This window comes from Sphaerisporangium sp. NBC_01403 (assembly GCF_045040145.1).
Classification (GTDB): domain Bacteria; phylum Actinomycetota; class Actinomycetes; order Streptosporangiales; family Streptosporangiaceae; genus Sphaerisporangium; species Sphaerisporangium viridialbum.
In genome coordinates this window covers 5,329,632-5,345,176 of record NZ_CP109534.1, presented here as the reverse complement: position 1 = coordinate 5,345,176, position 15,545 = coordinate 5,329,632, and the positions used below count along the sequence as shown (strand labels likewise).

The 15,545-nt window shown below is 68.7% G+C and carries 15 protein-coding genes; 14 read left to right on the top strand and 1 reads right to left on the bottom strand.

Features of this window, described 5'->3' with window-relative positions:
- Nucleotides 1-153: 153 nt before the first annotated feature.
- Nucleotides 154-771 (bottom strand): TetR/AcrR family transcriptional regulator, encoded by a 618-nt coding sequence (locus OG589_RS24000; RefSeq protein WP_405139706.1) that lies wholly within the window; start codon nucleotides 769-771, stop codon nucleotides 154-156.
- A 195-nt stretch (nucleotides 772-966) separates the two neighbouring features.
- On the opposite strand from OG589_RS24000, the gene OG589_RS23995 reads away from it, so the two are divergent.
- From OG589_RS23995 to OG589_RS23930, 14 genes are all read left to right on the top strand, one after another.
- Nucleotides 967-2,577: an MFS transporter gene (locus OG589_RS23995; RefSeq protein ID WP_405139704.1), complete on the top strand. Its 1,611-nt coding sequence runs from the start codon at nucleotides 967-969 to the stop codon at nucleotides 2,575-2,577.
- 184 nt (nucleotides 2,578-2,761) lie between these two features.
- A complete protein-coding gene (locus OG589_RS23990; protein ID WP_405139702.1) occupies nucleotides 2,762-3,754 on the top strand; it encodes a phosphotriesterase in 993 nt (330 codons plus the stop codon).
- A 49-nt stretch (nucleotides 3,755-3,803) separates the two neighbouring features.
- Nucleotides 3,804-4,757, top strand: coding sequence for a phosphotriesterase (locus tag OG589_RS23985; protein ID WP_405139700.1), 954 nt, complete (start codon nucleotides 3,804-3,806; stop codon nucleotides 4,755-4,757).
- A 14-nt stretch (nucleotides 4,758-4,771) separates the two neighbouring features.
- On the top strand, nucleotides 4,772-5,890 hold the full coding sequence (locus OG589_RS23980) for an FAD-dependent monooxygenase (RefSeq protein WP_405139698.1): 1,119 nt from the start codon (nucleotides 4,772-4,774) through the stop codon (nucleotides 5,888-5,890).
- A gap of 4 nt (nucleotides 5,891-5,894) precedes the next feature.
- On the top strand, nucleotides 5,895-6,821 hold the full coding sequence (locus tag OG589_RS23975; protein WP_405139697.1) for an alpha/beta hydrolase: 927 nt from the start codon (nucleotides 5,895-5,897) through the stop codon (nucleotides 6,819-6,821).
- Nucleotides 6,818-7,756, top strand: coding sequence for an MBL fold metallo-hydrolase (locus OG589_RS23970; RefSeq protein ID WP_405139695.1), 939 nt, complete (start codon nucleotides 6,818-6,820; stop codon nucleotides 7,754-7,756). Before OG589_RS23975 ends, OG589_RS23970 begins: the two co-directional genes overlap by 4 nt.
- Nucleotides 7,757-7,780: 24 nt before the next feature.
- On the top strand, nucleotides 7,781-9,511 hold the full coding sequence (locus OG589_RS23965) for a CocE/NonD family hydrolase (RefSeq protein WP_405139693.1): 1,731 nt from the start codon (nucleotides 7,781-7,783) through the stop codon (nucleotides 9,509-9,511).
- Nucleotides 9,512-9,517: 6 nt separating this feature from the next.
- On the top strand, nucleotides 9,518-10,705 hold the full coding sequence (locus OG589_RS23960; protein ID WP_405139691.1) for a thiolase family protein: 1,188 nt from the start codon (nucleotides 9,518-9,520) through the stop codon (nucleotides 10,703-10,705).
- Nucleotides 10,702-11,397: a 3-oxoacid CoA-transferase subunit A gene (locus OG589_RS23955; RefSeq protein WP_405139689.1), complete on the top strand. Its 696-nt coding sequence runs from the start codon at nucleotides 10,702-10,704 to the stop codon at nucleotides 11,395-11,397. The genes OG589_RS23960 and OG589_RS23955 overlap by 4 nt, the downstream gene beginning before the upstream one ends.
- The gene (locus OG589_RS23950; RefSeq protein ID WP_405139688.1) at nucleotides 11,397-12,035 is read left to right on the top strand and encodes a 3-oxoacid CoA-transferase subunit B; all 639 of its coding nucleotides are present in this window, start codon (nucleotides 11,397-11,399) and stop codon (nucleotides 12,033-12,035) included. Before OG589_RS23955 ends, OG589_RS23950 begins: the two co-directional genes overlap by 1 nt.
- Nucleotides 12,036-12,239: 204 nt before the next feature.
- Nucleotides 12,240-12,374: a hypothetical protein gene (locus OG589_RS23945; RefSeq protein ID WP_405139686.1), complete on the top strand. Its 135-nt coding sequence runs from the start codon at nucleotides 12,240-12,242 to the stop codon at nucleotides 12,372-12,374.
- Nucleotides 12,371-13,219 carry a fumarylacetoacetate hydrolase family protein gene (locus OG589_RS23940; RefSeq protein WP_405139684.1) on the top strand — a complete coding sequence of 283 codons (849 nt, stop codon included), beginning with the start codon at nucleotides 12,371-12,373 and terminating at the stop codon, nucleotides 13,217-13,219. The genes OG589_RS23945 and OG589_RS23940 overlap by 4 nt, the downstream gene beginning before the upstream one ends.
- Nucleotides 13,219-13,929, top strand: a complete 711-nt coding sequence (locus tag OG589_RS23935) for a maleylpyruvate isomerase family mycothiol-dependent enzyme (RefSeq protein ID WP_405139682.1) — start codon at nucleotides 13,219-13,221, stop codon at nucleotides 13,927-13,929. The genes OG589_RS23940 and OG589_RS23935 overlap by 1 nt, the downstream gene beginning before the upstream one ends.
- Nucleotides 13,920-15,320, top strand: coding sequence for an FAD-dependent oxidoreductase (locus OG589_RS23930; RefSeq protein WP_405139680.1), 1,401 nt, complete (start codon nucleotides 13,920-13,922; stop codon nucleotides 15,318-15,320). Before OG589_RS23935 ends, OG589_RS23930 begins: the two co-directional genes overlap by 10 nt.
- Nucleotides 15,321-15,545: the final 225 nt, after the last annotated feature.

The window sequence follows — 15,545 nt, the reverse complement described above, 5'->3', positions numbered from 1 at the left end:
GCCCCCGCGACCACGGACCCCTCACCACCCGCAAAGTTTCCGCCACCCCTCCCACGGCCCCTTCTGCCGACCAGGCAACCCCGGGTGCATCCTTGCGGGAGATCTCTGTCGCAGGCCACCCGGGATCCGCGGCGGGGTCCGCGCGGTCGGCGCTCAGTGGCTCCCGATCGAGCCGACCCAGCTCTCTGTGAGGACGTCCAGCATCTCGTCGCGCCCGACACCCCAGGTCCCCGGTTTCCAGTGGCGCGCGACGTGGTCGAGCTCGGTGATGGCGATGACGCTGCGAAAGTAGCGGGTGCCGGCCGGGAACCGGTCGGCACGGTCGAGCCCCTCCTTGATGTCGCCGATGGCCTCGTTCAGCCACTCGTCGAGGAGCGTGCGGATCTCGGGGTCTACGGCCGCGGCCTCGAAGGCGGTCGTGGTGTAGGGGCGAATCGCATCCCATCGTTCTTCCGAGGTCGACGCGAGCCACGCGCGGATCCGCTCTCGCGAGCCGTCCTCGACCACGGCGACCAACTCACGCTCGGTCGACCCGTGCTCGGCAGAGGGGAGCCGGCCGAGCGCGGCGTTGAGCCGCTCCGAGACGAGGGCCTTCATCAGATCGACCTTGGAGGGGAAGTACGCATAGAAGGTCACCCGCGTGGTGCCCGCCGCCGACGCGATGTCGTCGACCGTCGTCGACGCATAGCTCTTCGACCCGAACAGCTCCAGGCCGGCGTCGAGCAGGAGCTTTCGCGTCATCTCCTTCTGTGCCGTACGAAGCGTCGCCATGCCCGCCAGCATAGAGCACGACGGCTGCGTTCCGCCCTTGCTGATCGTTCTGAATACGTGTTGCTCAGACACTTGATGCGATGTCAAGTTATGTGACACCTTGCACATCCAACAGGTGGTCGCGCTCACCTCGGGTGGCCGATCCCGAGCGGCCGGAACCGATCGTCCGGCCCCATCGACAAGGAAGAAATCGCAATGACGCAGACCGCTGCGCGCAAGCAGGGCTACACCGTCACGGTGGTCGCCGGCTGCTTCGCCGTACTCCTCGCGCAAGTGGCGTACTCGCTGCCCGGCGCGCTCAACGGCACCCTCCAGCAGGAGTTCCAGACCACCGGTGCCGAACTGACCTGGATCACGGCCGCCTTCGCCATCCCCATGGTCGTCTTCGAGCTGACCACCGGCGTGATCGGTGACCTGTTCGGTCGCAAACGGCTGCTGCAGGTGGGTGCTCTGCTGACCGTTGCCGGCTCGCTCGTCAGCCACGTCGCCGAGACGGTCCAGATCCTGTGGATCGGGCAGGTCGTCGCGGGTCTCGGAGCCGCGATCCTCTATCCGATCTCGCTCGCCATGCTGGCCGCGGTCAGCCCGTCGCAGGAGGCCCGTTCCAAGGCCATCGCCGTCTGGGCCGGCTTCCTCTCGATCGGTGCGGCGATCTCCCCGCTGATGGGTGGGTGGCTGGCCGCAGGGGGCAACTGGCGAACGTCGTACCTCGTGGTGATCGCGGCGGCGGTCGTCTCGATCATCATCACCCAGTTTGCTGCCGACTCCTCGGCGCCGGAGGGGCGCAAGCTGGACATCCCTGGCCAAGTCGCGCTGGCCCTCGGTCTGATCGCCATCCTCTTCGCCGCCACGCAGGGCTCCGAAGCCGGCTTCGCCCGCCCCGAGATCATCGGCGCCTTCGTCGCGGGCCTCGTGCTCCTCGGCGCTTTCGTCGTCATCGAGTTGCGGACCGACGTCCCGCTGCTGCACCTCAACATCTTCGCCAACCGTTCCTACGCGATCGTCGCGATCGCCACTGTGGTCGGCATGTTCGCGTTCCTCGCGACCTGCTACTCGATGAGCATCTGGCTCGGCGCGATCCAGCACCAGAGCGCTCTGAAGATCGGCGTGCTGTTCCTGTTCATCCAGGGTCCGGCCTTCGTGCTGATGGCGGCCGTCTCCCACCTGATCCGGAACTTCTCGCCTCGTTGGGTGCTCACCGTCGGTTTCGCCCTCATCGCCGTCAGCGGCATCTGGTGTTCGACGTTCGACGTCCACGACATGAACTGGACGCAGTTCATCGGTCCGATGCTGGCCCTCGGTGTCGGCTTCGCGCTCACCGTCGGCTCGATCACGGCCGTCGCGATCAACACCGTTCCGCTGCGGCTCGCCGGCATGGCCAGTGCCACCACCAACCTGCTCCGCGACTTCGGCTTCGCTCTCGGTCCGGTGCTCATCGCCGCGTTCGCGGTCAGCGGGGCGAACAGTGACCTGAGCGCTGGTTTCGGCAGGGCGATCGGTGAGTCCGGGCTCGAGCCGCCGTACACCGACATCGCCGGGGGTATCGCACATGGGAGTGGCGCCATGGCGATCAACTCGATGCCGGTCGTGCCCGGCGCCGGTCCGGACATGCCGCCGGTGCCGATGCCGGAGAGCCTCCACGTGCTCGCGCTCGAGTCGCTCGGCAGCGCCTACAGCCTCGCATTCCTGGTCGCCGGCCTCTGTGCCGCCGCCGCCGCGGCTCTGACGCTGTTCGGACTCTTCGGCTCGAAGCGCGCCGACGCCGAGGAGCCTCTCAGCGACGACGAACTCGTCCCCGCCGAGTGACCTGAGTCGCCGGACCGAGTCGAGGTCCCCGCTTCCCGGGGTGGGGACCTGGACCTGTTCTGTACAGGTAGATTGTATAATTTACCTATTGGATAATTGGTTGACATGCTGTTAAATCTACGTAACACGATTCACGCCGCGGCGTGACCGCGGTCACTCGCCGAGACCGAAAGGAGGGGCAGCGATGGGTGCCCAGACTGCCGAGAAGACCACCGACGACACCGTCAACACCGTCCTCGGCCCCGTTCCCGCGCAGGAGATGGGGGTCGTCTCGGTTCACGAGGCTCTGCTGTCGGTGGTTCCGGGAGCGGAGTACGCGTTCGACGTCACCATCGACCGTGCCGAGATCTTCGAGACCCTGGCCGAGAAGCTGAAGGACTTCCGCAGGCACGGCGGCGGGACGATCGTCGACAGCACCGGCATGTTCCACGGGCGCGATGTGAGGCTGTACGAGGCCCTCTCGCGCACGACTGGCGTGCACATCGTCGCGTCGGCGGGCCAGGGCCCCGAGGAGATGCTCGGCGGCTACTTCCTGACGCCGCAGACCAACCCCCCGACGCCATGGCCGGCCGAGAAGTTCGCTGATCTCTTCGCCAAGGAGGTCACCGAGGGCATGGTGGTCCCCCGTGTCGAGCGGCGGGGTGCCGCGGGCCTCGTGGCCACCGCCGCGACCCTCGCGGGCATGACCGCGACCGACGAGAGCCTGTTCCGCGGCGCGGCCCGCGCCGCCTTGGCCACCGGTGTCCCGGTGTCCATCCGCTACGGGAACGACGCCGTACGCGACCTCGAGATCGTCCTGGACGAGAAGCTGCCGGCCGACCGCGTCGTTGTCGGCGGGCTCGACCGCAAGGACGCCTTCGCGGCCGGCGCGCCGCTCGAGGTCGCGACCCGCGGCGCCTACGTCGCCCTCGACCACGTGGGCACCGAGGACGACGCCCACGTCACCGACACCGAGCGCGCCGCCCTGGTCGCCGAGCTGATCGAGGCCGGCCACGGCAACCGGATCCTGCTCTCGAGCAACGCGACCGGCGTCGCCAAGGGCCACCCGGCCAACGACGTGCGCTACAGCTACGTCCTGACCGCGTTCGTCCCTCTCCTCAGGGCACAGGGCCTCAGCGGCGAGGACGTCCAGCGGATCCTCGTGGACAACCCGCGCGACCTGCTGTCGGTGCGCTGAGCGCGCGACAGCCCAAGACCATCAAGTTTTTCCCTAAAAGGTGAGTGCCGTGTCGAGAGTGAACACCGTCCTGGGGCCGATCCCGGCCGAAGAACTGGGCCTCGTGGCCGTCCACGAGCACATCGGGTACGGCATGCCGGGCTCCGAGCTGGACACGAAGTGGTGGAAGAGCCCCGAGCAGCGGTACGAGGAGACCGTCCCGAAGCTGCGCCGGTTCCATGAGTACGGCGGCGGCACGTTCGTCGACGCGACCGGCATCTGCAACGGCCGAGACGTCGACTATTACAAGTCGCTGTCCGCGAAGACCGGCGTGCACATCGTGGCGAGCACCGGCTTTGTCGGCGGCGACACCGCGCTGCCGTTCTTCGCCCGGGCGAGCGTGGAATACCTGGCCGAGCACTTCGTCCACGAGATCACCGTCGGCATCGGCGGCACCGGCAGTCGCGCCGGCATCATCAAGGTCGGCGTGAGCCGTGGTGGCCGCATGACGGACCTGGACAAGCGCATCTACCGCGCTGCCGCCCGCGCCGCCCTGGCCACCGGCGTGCCCATTCTGACCCACCTCGCGATCGACGCCGAGAACGCGATCGCCATCTTCGACGCGGAGGGTCTCCCGCTCGACCGCGTCCTGTTCGGGCACGTCGACGATGGTGTGAACGCCGACAAGACACGCGACACCTGGATCGCGGAGCAGGGCGGCCGGGTCGGGTTCGACACCTTCGGCTACGAGACCGAGCTCGAGGACCCGCCTTTCTGGGCCCGTCCGCGCAAGGAGCGGCTGGACCACTTCCTCCGGTTCATCGGTCAGGGGCACCTGGGCAAGGTGCTCGCCTCGGCCGACGCCAACTGCAGCCCGCTGGGCTGGCCGGGCGTGAAGGGCCACACCGTCAACTACATCTTCACGGACCTCATCCCGGACCTCCGCGCCGCCGGTCTCGACGAGGCCGCGATCAAGACCATCTTCGTCGACAACCCCGCCGACTTCCTTTCGATCAAGAACTGACAAGGACCAGAACCATGCAGCCCTCAGACCTGAAGAACCTGAACATCGCCGTCGTCGGCGCGGGGTACGGCGGCGCGGCTGCGGCCAAGGCCCTGAGCCTCCTCGGCGCCACCGTCAACGTCTACGAGCAGGCGAGCCAGATCCGCGAGGTCGGCGCCGGCATCGGCCTGCGGCCGTCCACCATGGACCGGTTCCGCCAGTGGGGCATCTTCGACGCGATCGCGAAGGTGAGCTCGCCGAGCGACTACTTCGAGATCCTCACCGCCACCGCCGACCCGATCATGAAGGAGGCGTGGCCGGAGATCGACACCTTCGGCGAGAAGACCCACCTGATCCACCGCGGGGACTTCATCGAGGCTCTGCTGGGCGTGCTCCCCGAGGGCATGGTGCACCTCGGTCACAAGCTGGAGAGAGTCACGGACGAGGGTGACAAGGCGACGCTGACCTTCGCCAACGGCGAGTCGGTCACCGCCGACCTGGTGATCGGTGCCGACGGCATCAAGTCGGTCGTGCGCGAGCAGCTGTTCAGCGACAACCAGCCGGTGTTCTCCGGCGAACACGCCTACCGCGCGGTGATCTCCAACGACGACGCCCACGGGATGGCCGTCGACGACAACCTCCGGATGTACATCGGCCGGGGCACGAAGGTCTACTTCCTGCCGCTGCGACACCGCAACCAGGTCTCGTTCGACATCACCGCCCTGTGCCAGGACGGCATCTGGGCGCCGCAGGTCACCAAGGACGACCTACTGAAGACCGTCGAGGGTTTCGACGAGCGGATCGTGAACATCACCCGCGGCCTCGACATGGACGCCGTCAACTGCCGCGCGGTCTACGACATCAACCCGGTCGATACGTGGCATTCGGCCTCCGTCGTCCTCGTGGGCGACGCGGCCCACTCGATGCTGCACCACCAGGGCCAGGGCGCGAACTCGGCGATCCTGGACGCCGGCGCCCTCGCCGACGCCCTCAAGGAGGCCGACTCCGTCAAGGAGGCGCTGGCGCGCTACCAGGCCACCCGCAAGCCGGTGACCGACGAGCTGCAGCGGATCTCGCGCCAGGGCTGGACCGATGACGAGATCAACGACGTCTTCCCGGGCCAGAAGCCCGCGTCCCAGAAGTCGAAGGCCTGACGCCATGCCACTGCACCCCGACATCGCCCAGGTCCTCGCCGGCCTGCCGGCCCCGCCTGACGGTCCGCTCGACCCGGTCGTCATGCGCGCGGCCGAGGAGGCGCAGGTTCCTCCCATGGAGGAGCGCCTGCCGCTCCATTCGGTCGAGGACACCACGGCGCGGACTCCGGCGGGCGAGGTCCCCGTGCGGATCTACACGCCGGTCGACGCCGAGGCGTACGGCCTGCTGGTCTACTTCCACGGCGGCGCCTTCTTCCTCGGCGGCCTGGACACCCACGACCACGTCGCGCGGTCGCTGGCGAAGGAGACCGGGCTCAAGGTCGTCTCCGTCGGCTACCGCCGGGCGCCCGAAGCCGCCTTTCCGGCCGGCCTCCACGACTGCTACGCGGTGGTGCGATGGGCCGCCGAGAACGGCGAGCGCCTCGCATGGGACGGCGCCACTCTCGCCATCGCCGGTGACAGCTCGGGCGGCACCTTCGTCGCGGCCGTCGCCGCGATGGCCCACGACGAGGGATTCGATCGCGTCACGCACCAGGTCCTCTTCTACCCCTCGCTCGATCTCGACTTCGACGTCGACCGCTACGCCTCGCTTCGCGAGAACGCCGTCGGCTACGGCCTGGAGACGGCGGGGCTGAAGCCGTTCAACGCCTTCTACCTCGACAGCGGCGCCGACCCCGCCGATCCGCTGGTCTCGCCGATCAAGCGGGCCGACCTCACCGGGCTGCCGCCCGCGCTGATCGTGACCGCGGAGTACGACCCGCTGCGTGATGAGGGCGAACTCTACGGCCGGCGCCTCAAGGAGGCCGGAGTCGACGTCACGGTGAGTCGCTACGTGGGCGCCGGCCACGGATTCGTGCAGCACTTCTCCTGGATCCCGGCGTACCACCGGGTCTTCGAGGAGACAGCCGCCTTCCTGAGGAGCGAGTCATGACGGACGTGAACGTTCATCCCTTGGTCTCGCCGTGGGGTCGGTTCGGTCTGTACAGCTTCTTCATCGACGCCCCCCAGCCGGCCATCGTCGACACCGGGATCGCCTCCTCGCCCACCGAGGGCATGGTCCCCGCACTCGATGCCATCGGGCGCCGCATCGAGGACGTACGCTGGATCCTGCTGACTCACGGTCACATCGACCACGTCGGCGGTGCCTACGCCCTGTGGGAACTCACCGGCCGGCGCGCGCAGGTGGTCATCCACGAGGCCGACGCCCCGATGCTGCGCTCGCGCCGGGCGCACGTGGATGAGTACCTCCACGGTCGGGCGCAGTACCTGAACGCCCCCGAAGGCGCGGCGAAGGTGACGGCCGCGGCCAACGCGGTCATCTCCGGCGAGATGGAGCCGACCATGCTGCTCAAGGGCGGCGAGACCCTCTCGCTCGGTGGCGACGTCACCGTCTCCGTCCACTCGATCCCAGGCCACACGCCCGGATCGGTGGCCTATGTGATCGACGGCCGGCGCTCGGTGTTCGTCGGCGACGCCGTCCAGGTCCACGGGGCCGCCAACGGCTTCCCCGGCTACGTGGATCCGGTCGCGTACCGCGCCAGCCTGCGGTACCTGCGCGACGAGATCCGTCCGCAGCACCTGTACCTCGGGCACCCGTACCGCCGCGCAGACGGCATGCCGTATGGCGTCGAACTCGACGCCGACCAGGTTGGGGAGGCGATCCAGGGGAGCCTGGACATCGAGACCGGTGTCGGCGAAGCGGCCTGCCGCTGCCTTCAGGACGGCCTGCGGGAGACGGACTCGCCGTACTCCCCGTTCGCCCCTGTCGCCGACAGGCTCGGATACACCGGCGACCCCACGCTCGAGCCGTCGCCGTTCTTCACGTCGATGCACGGCTATCGCACGCACTTCACCCAGAACTCGTGACAGAGGACAAGGAACTTCGCACTCATGGCTGACTTCCAGACGATCCAAGCGGGCGAGCAGACGATTGCCGTCCGCAAGGACCTGCAGGTGCCGATGCGCGACGGCGTCACCCTCGCCGTGGACGCCTACCACGGCACGGAAGACAAGCCGCGGCCGGCCCTGATCGCGATGAGCGCCTATGGCAAGGAGCTGCAGGCCCTCGCCCTCACCACGCCGCCGCAGCGTCGCCCCAGCCCGATGTGGGACGGCTGCATCGAGGCCGGTGACATCGCGCGCGTCGTCAAGGAGGACTACGTCCACGTCATCGGTGACATGCGTGGCACCGGTGATTCCGGCGGCGTGATGATCGGCAACTACAACTCCGGTGGCGTTCCCCAGGGGCAGGACCTGTACGACCTCATCGAATGGGTCGCCGGGCAGCCGTGGTGTGACGGAAACGTCGGCATGATCGGCATCTCCTACTTCGGGTCGATGCAGGTGCTCGCCGCGGCCGAGCGGCCGCCACACCTGAAGGCGATCTTCGTCAGCGGCGGCCATTTCGACTTCTACGAGACCACCTACCACGGCGGCATCATGTGGTTCATGCCGCGGGCCGCCCGCGAGGGACGCGGTGGCGACTCCGGCATCGCGCACACCAACGTCAAGTCCCGCATGCAGGAGCTCTACTCCCCGGAGGAGCTCAAGAAACTCGTCGACGAGCGGCTCCAGGACCCGGACGTGGCCGCGTGGCCGAACCTCGTGCACGTGCTGAAGTACCCGAAGAACCGCGAGTTCTGGTTCGACATCGTGATGAACAACCTCGACGGGGAGTGGTACGAGGAGCGCAACCCCATCGCGCTGGCCGAGAACATCGACATCCCGGTCCATCTGCAGATCGACCAGGGACGCGGCTGGACCGTGGACGGCCACATCGAGCTGTTCAACGTGCTGAAGGGTCCCAAGAAGCTGGACATCGGCTCCTACCCGCCGATGCAGTCGCGCCCCTGGATCGAGGAGCACGACAAGATGTTCCGCTGGTACGAGTACTGGCTCAAGGGCATCGACAACGGCATCATGGACGAGCCGGCCGTGAGCGTCTCCGTAGAGGGCTCGCGTGAGGTGGTCACCGCAGAGCAGTGGCCGCCGAAGGAGATCGAGTACAAGCCGCTGTACCTGCGCCCGCGCCACAAGCTCTCCTGGGAGCCTGAGCTGATGGGCGCGGAGCACGCCGCCCCGGACGGCTTCTACCAGGCACCGCTGACGGTGACCGACAAGGTGGAGACCGTCAGCTGGAGCACCGAGCCGTTCGAGGAGCCCACGGAGCTCATCGGCACCGGTGCGGCGCACCTGTTCGCCGAGATCGACCAGGATGACACGAATTTCATCATGCGGCTGTGGGACGTCGCCCCGAACGGAAGCCGCCAGCTGATCACCACAGGCTTCCTCAAGGCGTCGCACCGCGAGTTGGACGACCGGACGACCGAGGGCAACCCGTACCACCCGCACACCCGCGCCGTGCCGGTGGAGCCCGGGAAGATCGAGGAGTACGTCCTGCGGCTCTGCCCGTTCGCGGCGACGTTCAACCCCGGCCACCGTCTGGTGGTGGAACTGTCCAACGACGAACCGCTGGCCGACGCGCACAACTCGCTGCTGCCGCCGGACGCATTCCACCTGCCGGTGGGTCGCCCCGTCACCCACAAGATCTATCGCGACGCCGCCCACCAGTCCCGGCTCGTGCTGCCGTTCACGAAGCGCACCGCGGTGGAGAACAGGTAGGCGAGCATGGCATTCATCTACACAGCGGCCCGCACTCCCTTCGGCCGGTTCAACGGAGCGCTTGCCGGCGTCCGTTCCGACGACCTCGCGGCGACCGCGATCACCGGTGTGCTCACGAAGGCGCCGGCGCTGGACCCGGCCGAGATCGGCGAGATCGTGTGGGGTTGCGCGAACCAGGCCGGCGAGGACAACCGCAACGTCGGACGGATGGCCGGGCTGCTCGCCGGAGTGGCGGTGTCGGTGCCTGCGACCACGGTCAACCGGCTGTGCGGCTCGTCACTCGATGCTGCGATCATCGGGTCCCGCACGATCGACACCGGTGACGCCGATGTCGTGCTTGTCGGCGGCGTGGAGTCGATGACCCGGGCGCCGTGGGTGCTGCCGAAGCCGGACCGGGCATTTCCCGCCGGCGACACAACCGCCGTTTCGACGACGCTCGGCTGGCGCCTGGTCAACTCGCGGATGCCGTCGGAGTGGACGGTGTCATTGGGGGAGTGCAACGAGCAGCTGCGGGAGCGGTTCTCGATCTCGAGGGAGCGGCAGGACGAGTTCGCCGCGCGGTCGCACCGGCTCGCGGCGGCGGCATGGGACGAGGGCTTCTACGACGACCTGGTGGTTCCGGTCGACGGCGTCGACCTGACCCGCGACGAAGGCATCCGCGCCGACTCCACGCCTGAGAAGCTCGCCGGCCTCAAGCCGAGCTTCCGGCCCGACGGCACGATCACCGCCGGCAACGCATCGCCACTCAACGACGGGTCGGCGGCGTTGCTACTCGGTTCGGAGGCCGCTGCCGCGCAGATCGGGCTTGACCCGGTTGCCCGGATCTTGGGGCGTGGTGCGTTCGCGCTGGAGCCGCAGGACTTCGGGTTCGCTCCGGTCGAGGCTGCCGACAGGGCGCTGGAACGGGCCGGCATCGGCTGGGATCAGGTGGGTGCCGTCGAGCTCAACGAGGCCTTCGCCGTCCAGTCGCTCGCGTGCGTGGACGCCTGGAACATCGACCCCGAGATCGTCAATGTCAAGGGTGGCGCGATCGCGATCGGCCATCCGCTCGGCGCCTCGGGCGCCCGGATCCTCGGCACCCTCGCCAAGGTTCTGGTCGCGAAGGGCGAGCGGTACGGCGTCGCCGCGATCTGTATCGGCGTGGGTCAGGCGCTCGCCGTGGTCCTCGAGAACGTCACTGGAGGACCAGCGTGAGCAAAGCGCAGATCTTCGCATCGCCGGAGGAGGCGGTGAGCGTCGTCAAGGATGGCGACACCGTTCTGGTGGGTGGCTTCGGATTCGCCGGCATGCCGTTCGACCTGATAGATGCCTTGATCCGGCACGGCGCGGGCGACCTCACCATCGTGTCCAACAACGCCGGCAACGGCGACGTAGGCCTGGCCGCCCTGCTGAAGGCCGGCCAGGTGCGGAGGGTCATGTGCTCCTTCCCCCGGCAGGTCGACTCCTACGTCTTCGACGACCTCTACCGCCGCGGGGAGATCGAGCTCGAGGTCGTCCCGCAGGGCAACCTCGCGGAGCGGATGCGGGCGGCCGGGGCGGGCATCGGGGCGTTCTACTGCCCGACGGGCGTCGGCACGCCGCTTGCCGAGGGCAAGGAGACCCGCACGATCGACGGACGCGACTACGTCCTCGAGTACCCGATCAAGGGTGATGTCGCCCTGATCTCCGCTCGCACCGCCGACACGATGGGCAACCTCGTCTACCGCAGGACCGCCCGGAACTTCGGCCCGGTGATGGCCACGGCCGCCACGACGACCATCGTCCAGGTCTCGTCGATCGTGGACGCGGGGCAAATCGACCCGGAGGTCGTCGTCACCCCGAGCATCTACGTCGACCGCGTGGTCCAGGTCGAGCCGCGTCACTACACCGTGCAGGGAGCCCGCTGATGCCACTCAATCCCGACCAGCTCGCGGCCCGGGTCGCGCAGGACATCGAGCCGGGCAGTTTCGTCAACCTCGGCATCGGCCAGCCCACCAAGGTCGCCGACCACCTTCCGGCCGAGATCGGCGTCGTCCTCCACACCGAGAACGGCATGCTGGGCATGGGCCCCGCGGCTGTCGGCGACGAGGTCGACCCTGAACTCACCAATGCCGGCAAGGTGCCCGTCACCGAGCTGCCTGGAGCCGCGTATTTCCACCACGCGGACTCCTTCGCCATGATGCGTGGCGGCCACCTCGACGTGTGCGTCATGGGTGCCTTCCAGGTCTCGGCGAGCGGTGACCTCGCCAACTGGGACACCGGCGCGCCCGGCTCGATCCCCGCCGTCGGCGGCGCGATGGATCTGGCGATCGGCGCCAAGCGGGTCTATGTGATGATGACGCTCTTCGCGAGGAACGGTAGCCCGAAACTCGTGCCCACCTGCACCTACCCCCTCACGGGTGTCGGCTGCGTCAGTCGTGTTTACACCGACCACGCCGTATTCGAGATCACCCCCGATGGCGTCCGCGTGCTCGAGTCGTTCGACACTTCCGTCGAGGAGCTTCGCGCCCGGCTGGAAGTCCCGCTCGCGGTCGACGTCCACTGACCGTTCCCGTCCGTCGGTTAGAGGGGGCGCGATGCTCGCGAACCATGCCTTTGCGGCCGAGGATCCCGGCCGTCCGCCGGTTTCGTCTGGTGCCCCTTCAGACGGAGCGGGCGAGATCGGCCTCGATGGCTTGTCCATTACCTTCCGATTCTGCAGAACAGAATTAGCCGTTCTGCAGAATGCGACAGTAGCAACATTAGCCATATGAGCACCCCTGTGACCACGCCAGAGTCCCCGGTGCAGCTCCGTGCGATCAACGCGCCGGGCCGAGGTCACTTCGAGGCCCTCCAGCTCGACCGCACCCGGCACGACACCCGTATCGAAGGGACCACCCGATGAAGCTCGCCACCCTCCGCGTCAACGGCTCGACCCGGGCCGTGCGACTCGACGGTGACCGGCTGGTCGACCTCGGCGCCACCGACCTCGGCGAACTCCTCTCCCAGGACGGCTGGGCCGAGAAGGCCGCGGCCGTCGACGCGAACGCCGCCAGGACCTACCCCGTCGAGGGCGCGGACTTCGCGCCGGTCGTCCCGCGCCCCTCGAAGGTCGTCTGCGTGGGACTCAACTACAAGAACCACATCCAGGAGATGGGCCGCGAACTTCCGCAGTATCCCACCTTGTTCGCGAAGTTCGCCGACTGCCTCATCGGCGCCACCGACGAGATCGCCCGCCCTGAGGAGACCACCGAGTTCGACTGGGAGGTCGAGCTCGCCGTGGTGATCGGCGCGCCGGTCCGCCGGGCCAGGGGTGTGGAGGCCGAGGCCGCGATCGCCGGGTTCACCGTCCTCAACGACATCACCTGCCGGGACTGGCAGTTCCGCACCCGCGAGTGGCTGCAGGGCAAGATGTGGGACTCCTCCACCCCGGCCGGCCCGTACGTCGTCACCCCGGACGAGCTGCCCGGCGGCGTACGCCCTGAGCTCGAGGTCAAGCTCAGCGTCGACGGCGAGGTCATGCAGCACGACAACACCGGCGATCTGCTCTTCGACCCGGTCACGCTGGTGGAGTACATCTCGACGGTGGTGCGCCTCAACCCCGGCGACATCATCGCCACCGGCACCCCCGGCGGTGTCGGCCACGCTCGCGACCCCAAGCGCTACCTGACCGGCGGCGAGCGCGTCGTCACCGAGATCCAGGGCATCGGCCGGCTCGAGAACACCGTGGCCGAGGAGGGCGCAGCCTGATGCGCCGCACCTTCGAGGACGCGCTGAGCTGGAGCGCGGCGGGCACCAGACTGTTCTTCGGCGCCGTCGCCGGGTGGGGCGAGGAGCAGTACCTCGCCCCCTCCGGGCTCCCCGGCTGGACCCGCAAGCACCTGGTGGCGCACGTGGCGGCGAACGCCGACGCGCTGAGCAACCTGGTGCGCTGGGCCGCGACCGGCGAGGAGACCCCGATGTACTCCTCGATCGAACAGCGCAACGCCGACATCGCGGCCGGCTCCGAGAAGCCGGCCGCCGAACTGGCCGCCTGGCTGCACGAGTCCGCGGACCGGCTCGCCGCCGGCACCGCCGCCCTGAGCTCCGAACAGTGGGACGCCGAGGTGGTCACCGCCCAGGGCCGCACGGTCCCCGCGACCGAGATCCCGTGGCTGCGTTCGCGCGAGGTCTGCGTGCACGCCGTCGACCTGGCCGCCGGTGTCGCCTTCGCCGACCTTCCCACCGGCTTCCTGGCCGCTTTGGCCGACGACATCGCGGGCAAGCGCGGCAACGCTCCCGGGCCCGCGGTCGTCCTCACCGCCGCCGACACCGGTGACTGCTGGGAACCGTCCGGTGAAGACGACGCCACCGCGGTCACCGGCCCGCTCGCGGAGGTCGCGGCGTACCTCGCCGGCCGTCCGCACGCCCTGACCGCGACCGACGGCTCCCCCGCTCCGACACTGCCGGCGTGGTTGTGAGCGTTCACGGCACCGAGGAGAGCAACGTGACCACACCTACGTCCGCGAACCCCGTCGATGTCCTGATCGTCGGGGGCGGCGTCGGCGGCCTGAGCGCGGCATTCGCTCTGGCCCGCGAGGGCCTGCGGGTGCGCGTGCTGGAGCAGGCCCGCGAGTTCGGCGAGGTCGGCGCCGGCCTCCAGATCGCACCCAACTGCACCCGGATCCTGCACGACTACGGCCTGCTCGACGAGGCCAAGAGCCTCGGCGTGCTGCCGATGAGCATGGTGATGCGCGACGCCGTCGACGGCAGCGAGCTGACCCGCCTGGACCTGGTCGACCTGGAGCGCGAGTACGGCTTCCCTTACATGGTCATCCACCGCAGCGACCTGCACGGCATGTTCCTGCGTGCCTGCCGGCGCGCGGGAGTCGACCTGGTCACCGACGCGCGTGCCTGCGGCTATGAGAACACCGAGTCCGGCGCCCGGGTACTGCTGGAGGACGGCCGCGCCGACGAGGCCCGGATCGTCATCGCCGCGGACGGCCTGCACTCGGTCGCACGCCGACTCCTGGCCGACGACGAGCCGGTCAGCTCCTCCTACGTCGCTTACCGCGCCGCCATACCCATCGAACAGGTCGGCCGGGACGTCGACCTCACGGAGGTCTCGGTCCACGTCGGCCCGCGCTGCCACTTCGTCCACTACGGGCTGCGCGGCGGCGAGATGCTCAACCAGGTCGCGGTCTTCCAGTCCCCCAAGGCCCTCGCGGGCGAGGAGGACTGGGGCACACCCGACGAGCTCGACAGCGCCTTCGCCGCGACCTGCCCGGACGTCCAGGCCGGCATCCCGCTGATGTGGCGCGACCGGTGGTGGCGGATGTTCGACCGCGACTCCATCATGACGTGGGTCGACGGCAACATCGCGCTGCTCGGCGACGCCGCCCACCCGCCGCTGCAGTACATGGCGCAGGGCGCGATCATGGCCATCGAGGACGGCTGGGTGCTCGCCAAGCACGTCGCCGCGCGCTGTGCCAAGGACGGCTCGATCGACTGGCCGGGCGCCCTCGCGGCCTACGAAGCCGTCCGCCCCGAGCACTGCCGACGCGTCCTGGCCACGGCCCGCGCCTGGGGAGAGCTGTGGCACCTGGACGGCGTCGCCCGCCTCCAGCGCAACGCGCTCCTGCGGGCCCGCGACACCTACGACTACTCCTTCACCGATTGGATCTATGGCCCCACGGCGCTGACGCCGGAGGAGGAGCCGCCGATGTTCTCGCCGATCCCGCTGGATTCCGTCGATGTCTCCGGCCTGACCGACAGGGCGGAAGCATCCCCGATACCAGCCGGACATTCACCCGCCGGACCTGTCCAACGATCCGCAATACTGAACATCTCCGCAGACCAGGCCATCTCCTGAGCTAGTTCGGATCTGCGGCATGCTCTGGGGGGTTCTTGTTTGGCTTTGACGACAGCGCTGATGACAACGTGCATCTATGGGCACTGTGCGGCTGACCCCGTTTTGTCGGCGTCGATCGGTAGCGTCCTTCGTGCTTCAGTGCAGGTGCGTCGACCACCCGCATCTGGAGAACATGCAGTGCCGGAAAGAAAGCGGCCCGAGACCGCTGGGTCTCGGGCCGCTCCT

Coding starts and splice junctions, on each gene's coding strand:
- OG589_RS24000 (WP_405139706.1), bottom strand. CDS start 771: ATGGCGACGCTTCGTACGGCACAGAAGGAGATGACGCGAAAGCTCCTG.
- OG589_RS23995 (WP_405139704.1), top strand. CDS start 967: ATGACGCAGACCGCTGCGCGCAAGCAGGGCTACACCGTCACGGTGGTC.
- OG589_RS23990 (WP_405139702.1), top strand. CDS start 2,762: ATGGGTGCCCAGACTGCCGAGAAGACCACCGACGACACCGTCAACACC.
- OG589_RS23980 (WP_405139698.1), top strand. CDS start 4,772: ATGCAGCCCTCAGACCTGAAGAACCTGAACATCGCCGTCGTCGGCGCG.
- OG589_RS23975 (WP_405139697.1), top strand. CDS start 5,895: ATGCCACTGCACCCCGACATCGCCCAGGTCCTCGCCGGCCTGCCGGCC.
- OG589_RS23970 (WP_405139695.1), top strand. CDS start 6,818: ATGACGGACGTGAACGTTCATCCCTTGGTCTCGCCGTGGGGTCGGTTC.
- OG589_RS23965 (WP_405139693.1), top strand. CDS start 7,781: ATGGCTGACTTCCAGACGATCCAAGCGGGCGAGCAGACGATTGCCGTC.
- OG589_RS23960 (WP_405139691.1), top strand. CDS start 9,518: ATGGCATTCATCTACACAGCGGCCCGCACTCCCTTCGGCCGGTTCAAC.
- OG589_RS23950 (WP_405139688.1), top strand. CDS start 11,397: ATGCCACTCAATCCCGACCAGCTCGCGGCCCGGGTCGCGCAGGACATC.
- OG589_RS23945 (WP_405139686.1), top strand. CDS start 12,240: ATGAGCACCCCTGTGACCACGCCAGAGTCCCCGGTGCAGCTCCGTGCG.
- OG589_RS23940 (WP_405139684.1), top strand. CDS start 12,371: ATGAAGCTCGCCACCCTCCGCGTCAACGGCTCGACCCGGGCCGTGCGA.
- OG589_RS23935 (WP_405139682.1), top strand. CDS start 13,219: ATGCGCCGCACCTTCGAGGACGCGCTGAGCTGGAGCGCGGCGGGCACC.